The sequence below is a fragment of the Burkholderia sp. HI2500 genome (assembly GCF_002223055.1).
Classification (GTDB): domain Bacteria; phylum Pseudomonadota; class Gammaproteobacteria; order Burkholderiales; family Burkholderiaceae; genus Burkholderia.
On sequence record NZ_NKFL01000005.1, the window covers coordinates 63,154 to 82,563 of the forward strand.

Here is a 19,410-nt window from a genome sequence, read left to right on the forward strand (position 1 = left end):
CTCCTTGCACTTTCCGTGCGATTTGCCGATTGATCGGATCGGGTCGGACAGACCGGCCGCGCGGCGCGTGGCGACCGGCACCGCGTGCCGCGAGAAGCACGACGGTATTCAGGCCCGAATGCGTTCCATTATAGACAGGCTAGATGGGCGGCCGGCGCAAATCCGCAGTGCGGCACCGGGCGCGCACGCGCCCGGGTGCCGTCGTCACGCAGCCGACGACAGCTTCAGGCCGATCAGCCCCGCGACGATCAGCACGGCGCTCGCGACGCGCGCGACGGTCAGCGCCTCGCCCATCATCACGATGCCGAACACGAACGCACCGACCGCGCCGATGCCCGTCCACACCGCGTACGCGGTGCCGAGCGGCAGCTGGCGCATCGCGACCGCGAGCAGCCCGAAGCTGGCCAGCGCCGTCACGATCGTAAACACCGACGGACCGAGCTTCGTGAAGCCGTCCGACGATTTCATGCCGGCCGCCCAGGCCACTTCCAGCAAACCGGCAATGAACAACAATACCCACGCCATCTCGACGTACTCCGTATCGGATGGGGCCGTCCCCGTTGAAACGAATGACCCGGGGTCGTCCCCGGGCGGCGCCGAGTATAACAAGATGCTTACGGACGCGGCGCGCGGCCGGCGGCCGATCGGGGGCACGATCGGCCAGGCCCGGTCAGTTCGACACGCGCTTCGGCGTGACGCCGGCGACGCAGCGGTCGTCGCGGTACAGCGCCCACTCCTCGCACGCGCGGCCATCCTTGAACACGCACATGCCGACCTGCCCGCTCGACAGGTTGCGGGTCGTGTGGCGGCCGCCGAGCTTGGCGCAATTGACCGACGCGGGATTGGCCATCGCCTGCTGCTGCGACGACGGTTGCTGCCCGGGCGGCAGCGGTTGGGCGAACGCGCCAGACGCGGCAAGCGCCAGCGCACAGATGACGACCAGACGGACGGACATTGCACGCTCCTCGTTTTCGCTCGCGGAACGGTCAGGATAACGGGGAATGAGCGCCGGGTGTGCAACGCGCGCGCCGGCCGCGAGACTGTCGCGCCGACGCAACCCTGCCGGCATGCGACGTCACGCGCACGGGTGCAGCTGCGACCCGGCGACGCCCGTCATGCGGCGCCGACCAGCCGGTAACCGACGCCCGTCTCGGTCACGATGTACTCGGGCTGCGCCGGGTCGCGCTCGAGCTTCTGGCGCAGGTGCGCCATGTAGATGCGCAGATAGTGGTGGCTTTCGACGTGCGACGGTCCCCACACATCGCGCAGCAGCTGGCGGTGCGTGAGCACGCGCCCCGCGTGCCGCACGAGCGTCGCGAGCAGCCGGTATTCGAGCGGCGTCAGGTGCACGATCTCGTTGTCGCGCCACACCTGGCGCAGCGCGAGATCGACGGTCACGGTGCCGAAGGTCACCTTTGGCGACTCGTTCGCGCCGCCCTGGTTGCGCCGGCGCAGTTGCGCGCGGATCCGCGCGCGCAGTTCGGACACGCCGAACGGCTTGGTCAGGTAGTCGTCGGCGCCCGCATCGAGCGCCGCGACCTTCTCTTCTTCCTGCGTGCGCGCGGACAGCACGATCACCGGCACCTCGGACCAGCCGCGCAACTCCCGGATCACGTCGAGGCCGTCGGTATCGGGCAGGCCGAGGTCGACGATCACGAGATCGGGCTTGCGCGTCGCCGCGTCGATCAGCCCCTGCTTGCCCGTCTCGGCCTCGAACACCGCGATGTCCTCCTCCTCGAGCGCGGCGCGCACGAAACGGCGGATCTGCTTTTCGTCCTCGATCAGGACGACGGTCAGGCTGGGTTCACTCATGATCTGGCAATGATTCGGATGGGGACGACGCACCCGGCACTTCGGGTTCGTCGTCGGGTACGGCAGGCGCGGCCGGCGGCGTCTCGACCGGCAGCGTGAACCAGAAACGCGCGCCCGTCACGTGGCCGTCGGGTGCCGTCCGGTTGAACGCGCCGATTTTACCGCCGTGCGCTTCGACGATCGCGCGGCAGATCGCGAGGCCGAGGCCAATGCCCGGCGTCGCCGATTCCTTCTCGCCGCGCGTGAACTTGTCGAAGATCCGCGTTTCCATCCCGGCCGGCAGGCCGGGACCGTAATCGTCGACGAGCACGCGCACGAACGGCAGCCCGTCGTCGGTCACGCGCTCGGCGCCGATGTCGAGCGGCGTATCGGCCGGCGTGTACTTCGCCGCGTTCTCGAACAGGTTGGTGAACAGGCGCTCCATCAGCACCGCGTCCATCTGCAGGAGCGGCAGATCGGCCGGCAACACGACGCGCGCGGGATGGTGCGCAAGCACGCGCTTGCAGGCGGCGAGCGCGGCGCCGACGGTTTCCTCGAGCAGCGACCACTGGCGCTTCAACTGCAGGCTGCCGGCCTGCAGCCGCGCCATGTCGAGCAGGTTCGTGACGATGCCCGTCATCCGCAGCGCCTCGTCGTGGATCGCATCGACGAGTTCGCCCTCGCGCTGCGCGAAGCGTTCGGCCGCCGCGGCGTCGCCGCCCTGCGCGGCCGCGCGCCCATTCGCGAGCATCGACGAGAAGCCGACGATCGTCGTGAGCGGCGTGCGCAGGTCGTGCGAGATCGCCGACAGCAGCGAGTTGCGCAGCCGCTCGGACTCCATGTTGACGAGCGCGTCGCGCGCGATCTCCACGTAGTGCACGCGCTCGAGCGCGAGCGCGATCTGCGCGGCGAACGCGTCGAGCATCCGCTGCTGCTCCGGCACCTCGAGTTCGCGCGGCTCGCGCGATGCGACCGCGAGCACGCCGCGCGTGCGCATCGGCGCCTTCAGCGGCAGGTACAGCGCGGCCGTCGCGGGCAACGTATCGGTGCCGCGGCCGGCCGGCTTCTGCTGGTCGTACACCCACTGGCCGACGTCGCTGTCGAGGTCGGCGCCCGTCAGCGTGACGGCCGCATCGGGCTCCTCGATCTTCTGCCGCACCTTGTCCGCACTGTCGGGCAGCAGGAACGCGACGCGCGCGCGGAACACCTCGCCCACGTGACGGCTGCCGATCTCGACGATCTGCTCGGTCGTCAGCGCCGCGCCCAGCTCGCGCGCCATCGCGTAGATCGCGCCGGTGCGGCGCTCGCGGCGCTGCGCGACGCTCGCCTGGCGCGTCAGCGTCGACGTCAGGTGGCTGATCACGAGCGACGTCAGCAGCATCCCGAAGAAGGTCAGCAGGTATTGCGTGTCGCTGACCGAGAACGACATGCGCGGCGGCACGAAGAAGTAATCGAACGCGGCCACCGACAGGAACGACTGCAGCACGCCCGGGCCGCGCCCGAGCCGCACGGCCGAGAACACGACGCCGAGCAGGTACAGCATCACGAGGTTCGTGAGGTCGAGCCGCTCGGACACGAGGCTCGCGACCACCGTGATCGCCGCGCAGATCGCGGCCGCATATACGTAATGCCGCGGCGGCGAACGGTGCGTGCCGAACTGCGCGAATGCATCGCGCCAGTCGCGCGCACGTGCGTCGAGGGGGGCTGCGCGCGCCTCGTCGCTCGCGGACGCCCGGATCAGCATCAGGTCGACGTCGCCCGCGCGTTCGGCCAGCTTCTCGCCGAACGGCCGCACGAAGCGGCGCACGAGCCCGACCTTCGGCGAGCCGCCCGCGACGATCTTCGACACGTTGCGCACCTTCGCATAGCCGATCAGCGCGGCAACCGCGTCGGCGCCGGCGAGCGTGGCCGTCTCCGCGCCGAGCTCGGCCGCGAGCTTCAGCGCATCGAGCGTGCGCTGCCGTCGCGCATCGGGCAGCCGCTGCAGGCGCGGCGTCTCCACATAGACGGCGATCCAGTCGGCCTTCAGGCTTGCGGCGAGCCGCGCGGCCGCGCGCACGAGCGTCGGCGCTTCAGGGCCGGGCCCGACGCACACGAGCAGCCGCTCGCGTGCCTGCCAGATGCGCTGGATCGAGCGGTCGGCGCGATACTCGCGCATCTGCGCGTCGACGCGATCGGCCGTGCGCCGCAGCGCCAGTTCGCGCAGCGCGATCAGGTTGCCCTTGCGGAAGAAGTTGCGCACCGCGCGCTCGGCCTGCTGCCCGAGATAGACCTTGCCGTCGCGCATCCGCTCGAGCAGCTCCTCGGCCGGCAGGTCGACGAGCGTGACTTCGTCGGCCGCATCGAACACGCGGTCGGGCACCGTCTCCCACACGCGGATGCCGGTGATCGCGCCGACCACGTCGTTCAGGCTTTCGAGGTGCTGGACGTTGACGGTCGTGTAGACGTCGATGCCCGCGTCGAGCAGTTCGTACACATCCTGCCAGCGCTTCAGGTGCCGCGCGCCCTGCACGTTCGAATGCGCGAGTTCGTCGACGAGGATCAGTTGCGGCTCACGCGCGAGCGCGCCGTCGAGATCGAATTCGGCGAGCGTGCGGCCGCGATAGTCGATGCGCGCAAGCGGCAGCACGTCGAGGCCGTCGAGCAGCGCGGCGGTTTCGCTGCGCCCGTGGGTCTCGACGATGCCGACGACGACGTCGACGCCTTCCTGCAGGCGCTGGCGCGCGGCCTGCAGCATCGCGTAGGTCTTGCCGACACCGGCCGATGCGCCGAAGAAGATCTTGAGCTGGCCGCGCCGCTGCTTTTCTTCGTCACGCTGCAGCTTGTCGAGGAGTTGGTCTGGATCGGGACGATTCATGCGTCAGAAAGGCGGAGCGCCCGGATGCGCGCGAGTACGAGCATTGTTGTTCCAAATCGCCGCAAAAGGCAAAGACGGCGCATGCGCCGTCGGGAAAAGGCGCGTCCGGCGCGGATCGTGCCGCGCCGGACGCCGGTTGCCGTCGGAAGCCCGGACGCGCGCTCAGTGCGCGGCCTGCGCCGCATCGAGCGCGAGGTTCAGCTTCAGCACGTTCACGCGCGGTTCGCCGAGCACGCCGAACTGGCGGCCCGTCGTATTCGCGGCGACGAGCTGCGCGACCGCGTCGGGCGCCAGGTTGCGCGCCTTCGCGACGCGCTCGACCTGGTACGCGGCGGCGGCCGGCGTGATCTCCGGATCGAGGCCGCTGGCCGACGCCGTCACGAGGTCGACCGGCACGGGCTTCGACATGTCGGTGCCCGCGTCGCGCAGCGCGGCAATGCGCCCCTTCACCTGGTCGGCGAGCGACGGGTTCAGCGGGCCGAGGTTCGAGCCGCCTGAGCCGGACGCGTTGTACGGCATCGGCGACGTCGCCGACAACCGGCCCCAGAAGTACTTCGGCGCATCGAACGGCTGGCCGATCAGTGCGGAGCCGACTGCCTTGCCGTCCTTCTCGATCAGGCTGCCGTTCGCCTGCGACGGGAACACGGCCTGGCCGAACACGGTCATCACGGCCGGGTAGGCGAGCCCCGTCACGGCAGTCAGGACGACAAAGAGCACGACGAGCGGACGAATCAACGTTTTCATGATGTTTCCTTCAAATACGGCCGGCTCAGGCCCAGCCGAGTGCAGCGAGCGTCATGTCGATCAGCTTGATGAACGGGAACGGCAGCAGCACGCCGCCGAGGCCGTACACCAGAAGGTTGCGGCGCAGGAGCGACGCGGCGCCGAGCGGCCGGTACGTGACGCCCTTCAGCGCCAGCGGAATCAGCGCGACGATGATCAGCGCGTTGAAGATCACCGCCGACAGGATCGCCGACGCCGGCGACGTCAGGTGCATGATGTCGAGCACGCGCAGCTGCGGGTACGTCGTCACGAATGCGGCCGGGACGATCGCGAAATACTTCGCGATGTCGTTCGCGATCGAGAACGTCGTCAGCGATCCGCGCGTCATCAGCATCTGCTTGCCGATCTCGACGATCTCGATCAGCTTCGTCGGGTTCGAGTCGAGGTCGACCATGTTGCCGGCTTCCTTCGCCGCCTGCGTGCCGGTGTTCATCGCCACGGCCACGTCGGCCTGCGCGAGCGCCGGTGCGTCGTTGGTGCCGTCACCGGTCATCGCGACGAGGCGCCCTGCGGCCTGGTGTTCGCGGATCGTCGCGAGCTTGGTTTCCGGCGTCGCTTCGGCAAGGAAATCGTCGACACCCGCTTCCGCCGCGATCGCCGCGGCCGTCAGCCGGTTGTCGCCCGTCACCATCACGGTCTTGATGCCCATCTTGCGCAGTTCCGCGAAGCGCTCCTTGATGCCGCCCTTCACGATGTCCTTCAGCTCGATCACGCCGAGTACGCGCGCCGCGCCTTCATGCAGGTCGGCCACGACGAGCGGCGTGCTGCCGCGGCGCGCGACTTCGTCGACCGCGCGGCGCACTTCTTCGGGGAAGCGGCTGCCGTGCGTCTCGACGTAGTGGCGGATCGCGTCGGCCGCGCCCTTGCGGATTTCACGGCCCGGCAGGTCGACGCCGCTCATCCGCGTCTGCGCGGAGAAGCCGATGAACGTCGCGTGCAGCTGCCCCATGTCGCGCTGGCGAATGTTGAAGCGCTCCTTCGCGAGTACGACGATACTGCGGCCTTCCGGCGTTTCGTCGGCGAGCGACGACAGTTGCGCGGCATCGGCCAGCGCTTCCTCGGTCACGCCCGGCGCCGGCACGAACGTCGATGCCTGGCGGTTGCCGAGCGTGATCGTGCCGGTCTTGTCGAGCAGCAGCACGTCCACGTCGCCGGCGGCTTCCACCGCACGGCCCGACGTCGCGATCACGTTGGCCTGCATCATCCGGCTCATCCCGGCCACGCCGATCGCGGACAACAGGCCGCCGATCGTCGTCGGGATCAGGCACACGAGCAGCGCGACGAGCGCGGTGATCGTCACCACGTGGCCGGCCTTCATCGCTTCGACCGAGAACATCGAGAACGGCAGCAGCGTGGCGGTGGCGAGCAGCATCACGATCGTCAGCGCGACGAGCAGGATCGTCAGCGCGATCTCGTTCGGCGTCTTCTTGCGCTTCGCGCCTTCGACCATCGCGATCATCCGGTCGAGGAACGCCTCGCCCGGGTTCGCGGTGACCTTGACGACGATCCAGTCCGACAGCACGCGGGTGCCGCCCGTCACCGACGAGAAGTCGCCGCCCGATTCGCGGATCACCGGCGCGGATTCGCCGGTGATCGCCGATTCGTCGACCGACGCAACGCCATCGATCACCTCGCCGTCGGCCGGGATCACGTCGCCGGCCTCGACCAGCACGACGTCGCCACGGCGCAGCTCGGTCGCGGTCGTGATGCGGATCGGCGACTTCGGATGCGGCTCGTTGAGCTTCTTCGCCATCACGTCTTTCTTCGCGCTGCGCAGCGACGCGGCCTGCGCCTTCGAGCGCCCTTCGGCGAGCGCTTCGGCAAAGTTCGCGAACAGCACGGTGAACCACAGCCACAGCGCGATCGCGAGGATGAAGCCCGCGGGCGCCTCGGCCTGGCCGGCGAGCGCCGCGATCCACAGGATCGTGGTCAGGATGCTGCCGACGTACACGCAGAACATCACCGGATTGCGGAACTGCGTGCGCGGCGTGAGTTTCTTGAACGAGTCCACGATCGCCGGGCGCAGCAGCGCCGGATCGAACATGGACCGTGTTGCGGAATGTTGAGTCATTGCGATCTCTTCAATCTCTTCAGTCTTTTCAAGGTGTCGCCATGCGGGCGCGCATCACGCGCCCAGCCACATCATCAGGTGCTCGACGCCCGGGCCGAGCGCGAGCGCCGGCACGTAGGTCAGCGCGCCCACCAGCAGCACGGTGCCGAGCAGCAGCACGACGAACAGCGGACCGTGCGTCGGCAGCGTGCCGCTCGTCACCGCGATGCGCTTCTTCGCGGCCAGCGAGCCGGCGATTGCCAGCACCGGCACGATCGTGCCGAAGCGGCCGAACCACATCGCGATCGCGGTCATCCAGTTGTAGAACGGCGTGCCGACCGTCAGGCCCGCGAACGCGCTGCCGTTGTTGTTGGCGGCCGAGCTGAACGCGTACAGGATTTCCGAGAAGCCGTGCGGCCCCGGGTTCGCGATGCCGGCCTTGCCCGCATCGGCGAGCACGGCGATCGACGTGCCGACCAGCACCAGCAGCGGCGTGAGCAGCACGACGATCGACACCATCTTCATCTCGTACGCTTCGATCTTCTTGCCGACGTATTCCGGCGTGCGGCCGATCATCAGGCCGGCGACGAACACCGCGAGCAGCGCGAACACGAGCATCCCGTAGAGACCCGAGCCGACCCCGCCGTAGATCACTTCGCCCAGCTGCATCAGCAGCATCGGCACGAGGCCGCCGAGCGGCGTCAGCGAATCGTGCATCGTGTCGACGGCGCCGCACGACGCGGCCGTGGTCGCGACCGTGAAGATGCCGGTCTGCGCGATGCCGAAGCGCGTTTCCTTGCCTTCCATGTTGCCGCCCGGCTGCAGCGCGCTCGCCGACTGGTCGACGTGCAGCGCGGCGAGCGTCGGGTTGCCGGCCTGCTCGGCGCTCACCTCGAAGCCGATCGCGATCACGAACGCGACCGTCATCGCCGCGAGCACGGCGATGCCCTGCCGGCGGTCGCCGATCATGCGGCCGAACACGAGACACAGCGCGGCCGGGATGATCAGGATCGCGAAGATCTGCAGGACGTTCGCGAACGGCGTCGGGTTCTCGTACGGGTGCGCGGAGTTCGCGTTGAAGAAGCCGCCACCGTTGGTGCCGAGCATCTTGATCGCTTCCTGCGATGCAACCGGGCCCATCGCGAGCGTCTGCTTCGTGAGCGGGGTCGGCACCGTGACCGCGTTGCCCTTGTCGTCCTTCACCGGATTGCCCTGCGCGTCGAGCTTCGGCGCGGCGTAGGTGCTCGCCTGCAGCACCGGCACGTCCTGGTACGACTTCATGTTCTGGATCACGCCCTGGCTCATCAGCAGCGCGGCGATGACCATCGACATCGGCACGAGCACGTACATCGTCACGCGCGTGAGGTCGACCCAGAAGTTGCCGATCGTCTGCGCGGTATGACGCGCGAAGCCGCGGATCAGCGCGATCACGACGACGATCCCGGTTGCCGCCGACAGGAAGTTCTGCACGGTCAGGCCGAGCATCTGCGTCAGGTAGCTGACGGTCTGCTCGGGCGTGTAGTCCTGCCAGTTCGTGTTGGTGACGAAGCTGACGGCCGTGTTGAACGCGCCGTCGACCGTCATCGCACCGAACTGCTGCGGGTTGCCGGGCAGGAAGCCCTGCAGGCGCAGCAGGCCGTAGAGGAACAGCGCGCCGAGCGCGTTGAACGCGATCGTCGCGATCGCGTACTGCTTCCAGTTCATCTCGCTGCCGGCGTCGACGCCGGCGACGCGGTACAGCGCGCGCTCGAGCGGCCCGAACACGCGCACGACGCGCGAGCTGCCGTCCATCACCGCGGACAGATAGCGCGCGACCGGCACGGCCGCCGCCAGCAGCACGACGATGAAGAGCAGCGTCTGAAAGAGATTGTTCGCGTTCATTCAATGTCCTCCGCGCGCAGCAGCGCAAAGACGAGATACGCGAACAGCAGGGCCGTCGACGCGCCCGCCAGCCAAAGCATCCAGGTCATGCTCGCCCCCCGCGACCGTATTGCACGAGCTTGTCGCAACCGGCGACCAAACCGAGGATCAGCGCGGTGAAGAGCACCAGTGCGCCGATGAAAACCCCATCCATTTTTCTGTTCTCCATCGTCGAAATCAGACGACTAGAACCTTATGGGAACGCACGTAAAGGACGGGTCAAAGGTATCGGGGCGCGTATAAAAAACACGTAAACGTGGCATTCGGGGAGGACGACGGCGGGGACCGGGAGGCGGGACGGACGGCGCCGTGGCGCCGCCCGGACAAGCGCGTGCCGACGTGGCGCCGGCACGGGGAGGCAGGTCAGGGAACGAGGATCGTCGAGCCGGTGGTCTTGCGCGCTTCGAGATCTTCATGCGCGCGGCCGACTTCCGCGAGCGGATAGCGCTGGTTGATGCTGGTCTTCACCTTGCCCGACAGCAGCACGTCGAACAGCTCGGCGGCCGCGGCTTCGAGATCGGCGCGCTTCGCGATGTACGAGAACAGCGTGGGGCGCGTAAAGAACAGCGAGCCGCGCGACGAGAATTCCTTCGAGTCGATCGGCGGCAGCGGGCCCGACGCGTTGCCGAAGCTGACAAACAGCCCGAGCGGCGCGAGGCTGTCGAGCGAGCCGATGTAGGTGTCCTTGCCGATCGAGTCGTAGACGACCGGCACGCCGGCGCCGTTCGTGATCTCCTTCACGCGCTGCGTGAAGTTCTCGCGCGTGTAGACGATCGGATGGTCGCAACCGTGCGACTTCGCGAGCGCGGCCTTCTCGTCGGAGCCGACCGTCCCGATCACGGTCGCGCCGAGCGCCTTCGCCCACTGGCACACGAGCAGACCGACACCGCCGGCCGCCGCGTGGATCAGGATCGTGTCGCCGGCCTTCACCGGATACGTGCGGCGCAGCAGGTAGTGCGCGGTCAGGCCCTGCAGCATCACCGACGCCGCGTCGTCGTAGCTGATGCCGTCCGGCAGCTTCACGAGCCGGTCGACCGGCATCACGCGCTCCTGCGCGTATGCGCCCGGCGGTTGCCCGACGTACGCGACGCGGTCCCCCGCCTTGAGCGTGGTCACGCCTTCGCCGACGGCCGTCACCTCGCCCGCCGCCTCCATCCCGAGACCGCCGGGCAGCGCTTGCGGGTACAGACCGGTGCGGAAATAGACGTCGATGTAGTTGAGGCCGACCGCGTGCTGCCGGATGCGGACTTCACCCGCCTTCGGTTCGCCGACCTCGACATCGACCCACTTCATCACGTCCGGGCCGCCCGGCTGGTCGTATCGGATTGCTTTCGGCATCGTTTCGCTCCTCGTTTGTCTGGGAATCGTGTTCGGCGAATGCGTCGACATCGCCCCTACGGTGATGCGTGCGAACACCGGTCACAAAGTTCAATTCTCGCGCGTCCTGTGCCGTCATGCACCGCGCCATCGCAATCCCTTCACGTTTTTAGGGTTTTCGCGGGAAACGAATTGCAAGGGCCATGCATGCCGGAGGACGGCACGGCTTTGAACGAGTCGCAGCAGTTTGCTCGTCGCACTTTCGAATCGATGACGGTCGTCACACTTCGACACCTTCAAATCATCGCTTTTGGGTCGAATGAATCTCCGTTCCGTCCGCGATGGCCGTGCCCGACCGCCCCTGCGCATCTTCGGCTTGCCGTTGGTACGCGACGAATCTGCCGCGCCGCGTCGTCGTACTCACCCCGGAATCGGCGACCTTGATACAGGTCGGCCTGGTTGCTCAACTTCTTGCCTCGCACATTTACGAGATGACGGTCGTGCTATTTTGCCGTTTGCCAAATTCGCCAAGCCTACGCCATGAAACTCTTGCTTATCCGGAATGTGGTCATTCTCGCGTCGTTGTCGGCAAGTATCGGCACCGCCACGGCGGCCGCAGTATCGCGCGTCGACGGCGTCCGGCTGCTCGACGACATGAACCGCTCCGACAACAGTCCGTACGCCGACGCCCAGCGCCACGCGATGGCCGGGTATCTGGCTGGCGTCGCCGATGCCACCGAGGGCAAGGAATGGTGCGACCACGGTCGCGTCAAACCGGGAGAAATCGATTCGGAAGTGATTGGCGATCTCCGGAAGCTGCCAAGAGACGCGCTGAAGGCAAGCGCAGCAAGATTGGTTACCCATGTCTTGCAACAAAAATATCCTTGCCGTTAATCGAGGGGAAACCTGTTTGAAACCGCCGTTCTCTTTACTGAGCAGCCACTATCCAGGCAACAAGACTGTTTCGAGGGAGGCGCTTTACCAAGAACTGGGCTGGCAAGATCTGATTCAGAATCCGTCGTATGCAAATACCTGCGCCATTCGGATCAGTGTGGCTCTTGTCAAATGCGGAATAACGTTGCGTGGTGGACTGGCCATTCAGCAAGGGCCGCATCGTGGACGCCGTGTCGAGGCAGGCCAAGCCAGGCTAGCCAGGATGCTGGCGGAGCCGGCGTATTTCGGCAAAGCCGAAGCGTTTCGACGAGACGACGCGGTGCTCGGCATTGCCGCCAGAAAGGGCGTGGTCGCTTTCTGGAACATACCGGCTTACATGAACGGTCGTGGCGGACATATCGACCTGATCGACGGTGCCCGAGCCCTCTGTGGCTCCGATTGCTACTGGGCGGCATCGGAAGTGTGGTTTTGGCCATTGCGATAATCGGCAGTACCCCGGCCCGGCGCAACCCATGCCGATATCGCCATCCTCGACGCACAGCGCCGCCATGCGGCAGAGAGACAGACATGGCGACGCCGGACAAGGATATTCGTGCCGCAGCCTGCGCCTAGCAGCGGTCCTGCATGTTCCGCGCCAGATCGTCGAGCAGCATCCGCGCGGTCGCGACATTGGTCGCGACCGGCACGTCGTGCACGTCGCACGCGCGCACCAGCGCGGTGATGTCCGGATCGTGCGGCTGCGCGGTCATCGGGTCGCGCAGGAACACGACGATGTCGACACGGCCGTCGACCAGTTCCGCGCCGATCTGCAGGTCGCCGCCGCACGGCCCCGACAGCTTGCGCTCGACGTCGAGCCCGTGCGCGGCGGCGATGCGGCCGCCCGTCGTGCCGGTCGCGACCAGCCGACATTGCGCGAGCGTCTCGCGGTACTGGCCCGCGAGCGCGACGATGTCGTCCTTCTTCGCGTCGTGCGCAATCAGTGCGATGCGGGGTTTGCTCATCTCCGTTTCCTTCGTGGTTCGATTAGTGTCGTCGTGAAAGGCGGTGCGCGCGTCAGAACGTGCCCGGATACGCGCCGCCGTCGAGCAGCCAGTTCTGCCCGGTGATGTAGCCGGCATGCACGCTGCACAGGAATGCGCACGCCGCGCCGAACTCTTCGCGCGTGCCGAGGCGGCCGGCCGGGATGTCCTTCGTGCGCCGCGCGCGCAGTTCGTCGACCGTCACGCCCTGCGCCTTCGCCGACGCGGCGAGCGTGGTCGCGATCCGGTCGGTGTCGAACAGGCCCGGCAACAGGTTGTTGATCGTCACGCCCTGCCCCGCGACCTTGCGCGACAGCCCCGCGACGAAGCCGGTCAGCCCCGAGCGCGCGCCGTTCGACAGCGCCAGCACGTCGATCGGCGCCTTCACGGCCGAGCTCGTGATGTTGACGATCCGGCCGAAGCCGCGCGCGATCATCCCGTCGACGGTCGCGCGGATCAGCTCGATCGGCGTCAGCATGTTCGATTCGAGCGCGCGGATCCAGTCGTCGTGCGAGAAGTCGCGGAAGTCGCCGGGCGGCGGGCCGCCGGCATTCGTCACGAGAATGTCCGGCTGCGGGCACGCGGCGAGCGCGGCCGCGCGCCCGTCCGGCGTCGTGATGTCGCAGGCGACCGCGGTCACCGACACGTTCGCGCCGGCGCGGATCTCCTCCGCGGTTTCCTCCAGCGTGTCGCGCGTGCGCGCGACGATCACGAGGTTCACGCCCTCGGCGGCCAGCGCTTCCGCGCAGCCGCGACCGAGCCCCTTGCTGGCCGCGCACACCAGCGCGGTCTTTCCTTCGATGCCGAGATCCATCGTCGATTCCTTGGTGGCGACACGCGCCGGCTCGGCCCGATCACGCCGGCGCACGGACCCCGGACGGGGCGGGCGGGCAATCGGGCGGCAGCGGGCGCGCGGATTGTCGTGAGACGTCGATATTATCCGGATCATGCGGCTCGCCTTGGTAAAATTGCGGGCATAAGCGCGCGGCCGGCTTGCGCCCGCCACCGCCCCCGATCCTCTTTTGCCGCCAAGGCGCCCCCGTCATGAAACAGGACAGCCGTTTCCCGAATCTCTTCATCACCGATCACCCGCTGATCCAGCACAAGCTCACGCACATGCGCGACAAGGACACGTCCACGCGCACGTTCCGCGAGCTGCTGCGCGAAATCACGCTGCTGATGGGCTATGAGATCACCCGCAACCTGCCGATCACGACCAAGCGGGTCGAAACCCCGCTCGTCGAGGTCGACGCGCCGGTGATCGCGGGCAAGAAGCTGGCGATCGTGCCGGTGCTGCGCGCGGGCATCGGGATGTCGGACGGCCTGCTCGACCTGGTTCCGTCCGCCCGCGTCGGCCACATCGGCGTGTACCGCGCCGACGACCACCGCCCGGTCGAATACCTGGTGCGCCTGCCGGATCTGGAAGACCGCATCTTCATCCTGTGCGACCCGATGGTCGCGACCGGCTACTCGGCCGTGCACGCGGTCGACGTGCTGAAGCGCCGCAACGTGCCGGCCGCGAACATCATGTTCGTCGCGCTGGTCGCGGCGCCCGAAGGCGTGCAGGTGTTCCAGGACGCGCACCCGGACGTGAAGCTGTTCGTCGCGTCGCTCGATTCGCACCTGAACGAGCATGCGTACATCGTGCCGGGCCTCGGCGACGCGGGCGACCGCCTGTTCGGCACCAAGAACTGAGCCCCGGTACGGCCGCGCGGCGCGCGGCCCGGCTCGCGACGGCCCGCCTGGCCGTCCGGCCATGCGCGGCGGCCCCGATCCGGCGGTCGCCGCGTGATAAAATCTCGATCCACTCGACACGCGCGGCCCCGCGGCTTCATGCCCGCCGAAACGGCCGCCGATTCAACGACACATTGAAACAATCGCCCGCGCTGTGCGCCCGGGCACGGAGAAAGGTATGGCTGGTCATTCGAAATGGGCCAACATCAAGCATAAGAAGGCAGCGGCCGACGCGAAGCGCGGCAAGATCTGGACCCGCCTGATCAAGGAAATCCAGGTCGCGGCGCGCCTCGGCGGCGGTGACGTCAACTCGAACCCGCGCCTGCGTCTGGCGGTCGACAAGGCGGCCGACGCGAACATGCCGAAGGACAACGTCAAGCGCGCGATCGATCGCGGCGTCGGCGGCGCGGATGGCGCGAACTACGAGGAAATCCGCTACGAAGGCTACGGCATCAGCGGCGCGGCGATCATCGTCGACACGCTGACCGACAACCGCACCCGCACGGTCGCGGAAGTCCGCCATGCGTTCTCGAAGTTCGGCGGCAACATGGGCACCGACGGCTCGGTCGCGTTCATGTTCGATCACGTCGGCCAGTTCCTGTTCGCACCGGGCACGTCGGAAGACGCGCTGATGGAAGCCGCGCTCGAAGCCGGCGCGAACGACGTGAACACGAACGACGACGGCTCGATCGAAGTGCTGTGCGACTGGCAGGCATTCTCGGCGGTGAAGGACGCGCTCGAAGCCGGCGGCTTCAAGGCCGAGCTCGCCGAAGTGACGATGAAGCCGCAGAACGAAGTCGAATTCACCGGCGACGACGCGGCGAAGATGCAGAAGCTCCTCGACGCGCTCGAGAACCTCGACGACGTGCAGGACGTGTATACGAACGCCGTCATCGTCGAGGAATGAGGTGCCGGCCGCCGTGTTCCTGTCGCGGCGGCGGCCCGACCGAATCCGCGGCCGGCGCGCCTGAGCGTGCCGGCCGCCCTGTTTTCTAGTCTGCGGGGAATCCCATGAAACTACTCGTCGTCGGTTCCGGCGGCCGCGAACATGCGCTGGCGTGGAAGCTCGCGCAGTCGCCGCGCGTCCAGATGGTCTACGTCGCGCCCGGCAATGGCGGCACGGCGCAGGACGAGCGTCTGAAGAACGTCGACATCACGGCGCTCGACGAACTCGCCGATTTCGCGGAACGCGAAGGCGTCGCGTTCACGCTCGTCGGGCCGGAAGCGCCGCTCGCGGCCGGCATCGTCAACCTGTTCCGCGCGCGCGGCCTGAAGGTCTTCGGCCCGACCCGCGAAGCCGCGCAGCTCGAGAGCTCGAAGGATTTCGCGAAGGCGTTCATGAAGCGCCACGGCATCCCGACCGCCGAGTACGAAACGTTCTCCGACGTGGCCGCCGCGCACGCGTACATCGACGCGAAGGGTGCGCCGATCGTCGTGAAGGCCGACGGCCTCGCGGCCGGCAAGGGCGTCGTCGTCGCGATGACGCTCGAAGAAGCGCACGAAGCCGTCGACATGATGCTGTCGGGCAACAAGCTCGGCGACGCCGGCGCGCGTGTCGTGATCGAGGAATTCCTCGATGGCGAGGAAGCGAGCTTCATCGTGATGGTCGACGGCAAGCACGCGCTGGCGCTGGCGTCCAGCCAGGACCACAAGCGCCTGCTCGACGAGGATCGCGGCCCGAACACCGGCGGCATGGGGGCGTATTCGCCCGCGCCGATCGTCACGCCGCAGATGCACGCACGCGTGATGCGCGAGATCATCATGCCGACCGTGCGCGGGATGGAGAAGGACGGCATCCGCTTCACGGGCTTCCTGTATGCGGGCCTGATGATCGACAAGGAAGGCAATCCGCGCACGCTCGAGTTCAACTGCCGGATGGGCGACCCGGAAACGCAGCCGATCATGGCGCGCCTGAAGAGCGATTTCTCGAAGGTCGTCGAGCAGGCGATCGCAGGCACGCTCGACACGGTCGAGCTCGACTGGGACCGCCGCACCGCGCTGGGCGTCGTGCTGGCCGCGCACGGTTATCCGGACGCGCCGCGCAAGGGCGACCGCATCAACGGGATCCCGGCCGAGACCGAACAGGCCGTCACGTTCCACGCAGGCACGTCGCTCGACGGCGACAAGCTGACGACGTCCGGCGGCCGCGTGCTGTGCGTGGTCGGCCTCGCCGATTCGGTGCGCGAAGCGCAGCAGCATGCGTACGACACGATCAACCAGATCAATTTCGAAGGCATGCAGTACCGCCGCGACATCGGCTTTCGCGCGCTCAACCGCAAGAGCGCCTGACGCTGCAATTGCCGCCCCGCCCGCGGGCGGCGGCGGCTCGTCTGCCGGGGTTCGATAGAATGCCCGGCAGAAGCCTTTTTTACGGCCTCCGCTTCGGGCGGGGGCACCCAGTCCAGACATGACCGATTCGACCTACGACGTGGCGCGCGTGCGCACGTACCTCCAGGGCCTGCAGACACGCATCGCCGACGCGCTCGGCGCGCTCGACGGTACGCCGCTCGCGACCGACGCATGGCAACGCGGGCCGGCCGAACGCCTGCGCGGCGGCGGCTGCACGCGGATTCTCGAAGGCGGCCGCGTGTTCGAACGCGCGGGGATCGGCTTTTCCGACGTCGCGGGCGATGCGCTGCCGCCGTCGGCGAGCGCGGCGCGCCCGCAACTCGCGGGCCGCGGCTTCGAGGCGCTCGGCGTGTCGCTGGTGCTGCACCCGCGCAATCCTTACTGCCCGACCGTCCACATGAACGTGCGGATGCTGATCGCGACGAAACCGGGCGAGGAGCCCGTGTTCTGGTTCGGCGGCGGCATGGATCTGACACCGGTGTACGGTTTCGAGGACGACGCCCGGCATTTCCACCAGACCTGCAAGGATGCGCTCGACCCGTTCGGCGTCGAGCTCTACCCGCGCTTCAAGAAGTGGTGCGACGAGTATTTCTTCCTGAAGCACCGCAACGAGATGCGCGGCATCGGCGGGATCTTCTTCGACGATTTCTCGGAGCCCGGTTTCGAACGCTCGTTTGACCTGATGCAAAGCGTCGGCGACGCGTTCCTGCAGGCCTACCTGCCGATCGTCGAGCGGCGCGCCGAGCTGCCGTACGGCGAGCGCGAGCGCGACTTCCAGGCTTACCGCCGCGGCCGCTACGTCGAATTCAACCTCGTGTTCGACCGCGGCACGCTGTTCGGCCTGCAAAGCGGCGGCCGGACCGAGTCGATCCTGATGTCGATGCCGCCGGTCGCGAACTGGCGCTACAACTGGCAGCCCGAGCCGGGTTCGCCGGAAGCGCGCCTGTACAGCGACTTCATCGTGCCGCGCGACTGGGTCTGACCCTGCCTCAAGCAAAGGACGCGTTTCTGGACACCACCGCCCGCCCCGCCCCGCTGCCGCGTCGTATCGGCTTGCTGGGCGGCACTTTCGACCCGATCCACGACGGCCATCTCGCGCTCGCGCGCCGGTTCGCCGAACTGCTCGGCCTGACCGAACTCGTGCTGCTGCCCGCCGGGCAGCCGTACCAGAAGCGCGACGTCTCGGCCGCCGAGCATCGGCTCGCGATGACGCGCGCGGCCGCCGGCTCGCTGTCCGTGCCGGGCGTGACCGTGACCGTCGCCACCGACGAGATCGAGCACGCCGGCCCGACCTATACGGTCGAGACGCTCGCGCGCTGGCGCGAGCGGGTCGGCCCGGACGCGTCGCTGTCGCTGCTGATCGGCGCCGACCAGCTCGTGCGCCTCGACACGTGGCGCGACTGGCGCAAGCTGTTCGACTACGCGCACATCTGCGTGTCGACGCGCCCGGGGTTCGACCTCGGCGCGGCGCCGCCGGACGTCGCGCAGCAAATCACCGCGCGGCAAGCCGGCGCCGGCGTGCTCAAGGCCACGCCGGCAGGCCACCTGCTGATCGATACGACCCTTTCGTTCGACATAGCCGCGACCGACATCCGCGCCCACCTGCGCGAATGCATCGCGCGCCATGCGCAAATGCCCGACGCATCGGCCGAGCATGTGCCGGCCGCCGTATGGGCCTATATTCTTCAACATCGCCTCTACCATTCCTGAATCCATGGATATTCGCAAACTGCAGCGCGTGATCGTCGACGCCCTCGAAGACGTCAAGGCGCAAGACATCAAGGTGTTCAACACCAGCCACCTGACCGAACTGTTCGACCGCGTGGTCGTCGCTTCGGGCACCTCCAACCGCCAGACCAAGGCGCTCGCGTCGAGCGTGCGTGACAAGGTCAAGGAAGCCGGCGGCGACATCGTCAGCTCCGAAGGCGAAGACACCGGCGAATGGGTGCTCGTCGACTGCGGCGACGCAATCGTGCACATCCTGCAACCGGCCCTGCGCCAGTACTACAACCTCGAGGAAATCTGGGGCGACAAGCCCGTGCGGATGAAGCTCGGCGGCGGCAAGGGCAACGGCTTCGCCCAGGCCAGCGAAGGCGACGACGAAGAAGAGGAAGCCGCGCCCGCCCGCCCGGCGCGCAAGACGGCCGCTCGCCGCCGTTGAGCCCCGATTCGTCAAGCGTCTTCCGATGAAGCTTTTCATCCTTGCGGTCGGCCACAAGATGCCGGGCTGGATCGCATCCGGCTTCGACGAATACACGAAGCGGATGCCGCCCGAGCTGCGCATCGAGTTGCGCGAGATCAAGCCCGAACTGCGTTCGGGCGGCCGCAGCGCCGAAAGCGTGATGGCGGCCGAGCGGCAGAAGATCGAGGCCGCGCTGCCGAAGGGCGCGCGCCTCGTCGCGCTCGACGAGCGCGGCCGCGACTGGACCACGATGCAGCTCGCCCAGGCGCTGCCCGGCTGGCAGCAGGACGGCCGCGACGTCGCGTTCGTGATCGGCGGCGCCGACGGGCTCGATCCCGAACTGAAAGCGCGTGCCGACACGCTGCTGCGCATCTCGATGCATGACGCTGCCGCACGGGATGGTGCGCGTGCTGCTCGCCGAACAGCTTTACCGGGCGTGGAGCATCACGCAGAATCACCCCTACCACCGCGCATGACGTGTCGTCCTCGAGACGCGCGCCACGCGCGCACACCG

20 protein-coding genes and 1 pseudogene are annotated in these 19,410 nt (G+C 67.8%); 9 read left to right on the forward strand and 12 right to left on the reverse strand.

The annotated features are described in order from the left end of the window. Positions 1 to 204: 204 nt before the first annotated feature. The 10 genes from sugE to CFB45_RS13140 form a co-directional block, all read right to left on the reverse strand. Positions 205 to 525: a quaternary ammonium compound efflux SMR transporter SugE gene (gene sugE / locus CFB45_RS13100; RefSeq protein WP_089425993.1), complete on the reverse strand. Its 321-nt coding sequence runs from the start codon at positions 523 to 525 to the stop codon at positions 205 to 207. Between the two features lie 145 nt (positions 526 to 670). Further along, positions 671 to 955: a putative hemolysin gene (locus CFB45_RS13105; protein WP_089425994.1), complete on the reverse strand. Its 285-nt coding sequence runs from the start codon at positions 953 to 955 to the stop codon at positions 671 to 673. Positions 956 to 1,113: 158 nt separating this feature from the next. Then, positions 1,114 to 1,812: a two-component system response regulator KdpE gene (gene kdpE / locus CFB45_RS13110; protein ID WP_039370506.1), complete on the reverse strand. Its 699-nt coding sequence runs from the start codon at positions 1,810 to 1,812 to the stop codon at positions 1,114 to 1,116. Beyond that, the gene (locus CFB45_RS13115; RefSeq protein WP_089425995.1) at positions 1,805 to 4,648 is read right to left on the reverse strand and encodes a DUF4118 domain-containing protein; all 2,844 of its coding nucleotides are present in this window, start codon (positions 4,646 to 4,648) and stop codon (positions 1,805 to 1,807) included. Before CFB45_RS13115 ends, kdpE begins: the two co-directional genes overlap by 8 nt. 162 nt (positions 4,649 to 4,810) lie before the next feature. Continuing rightward, on the reverse strand, positions 4,811 to 5,392 hold the full coding sequence (gene kdpC, locus CFB45_RS13120) for a potassium-transporting ATPase subunit KdpC (protein WP_089425996.1): 582 nt from the start codon (positions 5,390 to 5,392) through the stop codon (positions 4,811 to 4,813). Between the two features lie 25 nt (positions 5,393 to 5,417). After that, complete coding sequence (gene kdpB / locus CFB45_RS13125) at positions 5,418 to 7,502, reverse strand: potassium-transporting ATPase subunit KdpB (RefSeq protein WP_089425997.1); 2,085 nt, start codon at positions 7,500 to 7,502, stop codon at positions 5,418 to 5,420. A gap of 54 nt (positions 7,503 to 7,556) precedes the next feature. After that, a complete protein-coding gene (gene kdpA / locus CFB45_RS13130; RefSeq protein ID WP_089425998.1) occupies positions 7,557 to 9,362 on the reverse strand; it encodes a potassium-transporting ATPase subunit KdpA in 1,806 nt (601 codons plus the stop codon). Further along, positions 9,359 to 9,451, reverse strand: a complete 93-nt coding sequence (gene kdpF, locus CFB45_RS13135) for a K(+)-transporting ATPase subunit F (RefSeq protein WP_006752209.1) — start codon at positions 9,449 to 9,451, stop codon at positions 9,359 to 9,361. Before kdpF ends, kdpA begins: the two co-directional genes overlap by 4 nt. Further along, a complete protein-coding gene (locus CFB45_RS39440) occupies positions 9,448 to 9,570 on the reverse strand; it encodes a hypothetical protein (RefSeq protein ID WP_256976802.1) in 123 nt (40 codons plus the stop codon). The genes kdpF and CFB45_RS39440 overlap by 4 nt, the downstream gene beginning before the upstream one ends. A 194-nt stretch (positions 9,571 to 9,764) precedes the next feature. After that, the gene (locus tag CFB45_RS13140; protein WP_089426627.1) at positions 9,765 to 10,739 is read right to left on the reverse strand and encodes a quinone oxidoreductase family protein; all 975 of its coding nucleotides are present in this window, start codon (positions 10,737 to 10,739) and stop codon (positions 9,765 to 9,767) included. 519 nt (positions 10,740 to 11,258) lie between these two features. Here CFB45_RS13140 and CFB45_RS38365 point away from each other — a divergent pair. Both CFB45_RS38365 and CFB45_RS13150 read left to right on the forward strand, forming a co-directional pair. Then, positions 11,259 to 11,612 carry a Rap1a/Tai family immunity protein gene (locus tag CFB45_RS38365; protein WP_143329842.1) on the forward strand — a complete coding sequence of 118 codons (354 nt, stop codon included), beginning with the start codon at positions 11,259 to 11,261 and terminating at the stop codon, positions 11,610 to 11,612. Between the two features lie 16 nt (positions 11,613 to 11,628). Next, positions 11,629 to 12,096: a T6SS effector amidase Tae4 family protein gene (locus CFB45_RS13150; protein ID WP_174976197.1), complete on the forward strand. Its 468-nt coding sequence runs from the start codon at positions 11,629 to 11,631 to the stop codon at positions 12,094 to 12,096. A gap of 124 nt (positions 12,097 to 12,220) precedes the next feature. On the opposite strand, the gene CFB45_RS13155 is transcribed toward CFB45_RS13150, so the two are convergent. Then, on the reverse strand, positions 12,221 to 12,613 hold the full coding sequence (locus CFB45_RS13155; RefSeq protein ID WP_089426001.1) for a methylglyoxal synthase: 393 nt from the start codon (positions 12,611 to 12,613) through the stop codon (positions 12,221 to 12,223). Positions 12,614 to 12,665: 52 nt separating this feature from the next. Further along, complete coding sequence (locus CFB45_RS13160; protein ID WP_089426002.1) at positions 12,666 to 13,445, reverse strand: SDR family oxidoreductase; 780 nt, start codon at positions 13,443 to 13,445, stop codon at positions 12,666 to 12,668. A gap of 230 nt (positions 13,446 to 13,675) precedes the next feature. On the opposite strand from CFB45_RS13160, the gene upp reads away from it, so the two are divergent. The 7 genes and pseudogenes from upp to rlmH all read left to right on the forward strand — a co-directional run bounded on the left by upp (position 13,676) and on the right by rlmH (position 19,372). Further along, positions 13,676 to 14,326: a uracil phosphoribosyltransferase gene (upp, locus tag CFB45_RS13165; RefSeq protein WP_011352740.1), complete on the forward strand. Its 651-nt coding sequence runs from the start codon at positions 13,676 to 13,678 to the stop codon at positions 14,324 to 14,326. A gap of 217 nt (positions 14,327 to 14,543) precedes the next feature. Then, a complete protein-coding gene (locus CFB45_RS13170) occupies positions 14,544 to 15,272 on the forward strand; it encodes a YebC/PmpR family DNA-binding transcriptional regulator (RefSeq protein ID WP_011352741.1) in 729 nt (242 codons plus the stop codon). Positions 15,273 to 15,376: 104 nt separating this feature from the next. Next, on the forward strand, positions 15,377 to 16,654 hold the full coding sequence (gene purD / locus CFB45_RS13175) for a phosphoribosylamine--glycine ligase (protein WP_089426003.1): 1,278 nt from the start codon (positions 15,377 to 15,379) through the stop codon (positions 16,652 to 16,654). A 118-nt stretch (positions 16,655 to 16,772) separates the two neighbouring features. Next, the gene (gene hemF, locus CFB45_RS13180) at positions 16,773 to 17,696 is read left to right on the forward strand and encodes an oxygen-dependent coproporphyrinogen oxidase (RefSeq protein ID WP_089426004.1); all 924 of its coding nucleotides are present in this window, start codon (positions 16,773 to 16,775) and stop codon (positions 17,694 to 17,696) included. Continuing rightward, positions 17,693 to 18,424 carry a nicotinate-nucleotide adenylyltransferase gene (locus CFB45_RS13185; RefSeq protein WP_089426005.1) on the forward strand — a complete coding sequence of 244 codons (732 nt, stop codon included), beginning with the start codon at positions 17,693 to 17,695 and terminating at the stop codon, positions 18,422 to 18,424. Before hemF ends, CFB45_RS13185 begins: the two co-directional genes overlap by 4 nt. 4 nt (positions 18,425 to 18,428) lie before the next feature. Further along, entirely contained in the window at positions 18,429 to 18,875 is a 447-nt protein-coding gene (gene rsfS / locus CFB45_RS13190; RefSeq protein ID WP_089426006.1) for a ribosome silencing factor, read from the forward strand. Between the two features lie 25 nt (positions 18,876 to 18,900). After that, positions 18,901 to 19,372, forward strand: a pseudogene (rlmH, locus tag CFB45_RS13195) (23S rRNA (pseudouridine(1915)-N(3))-methyltransferase RlmH). Positions 19,373 to 19,410: the final 38 nt, after the last annotated feature.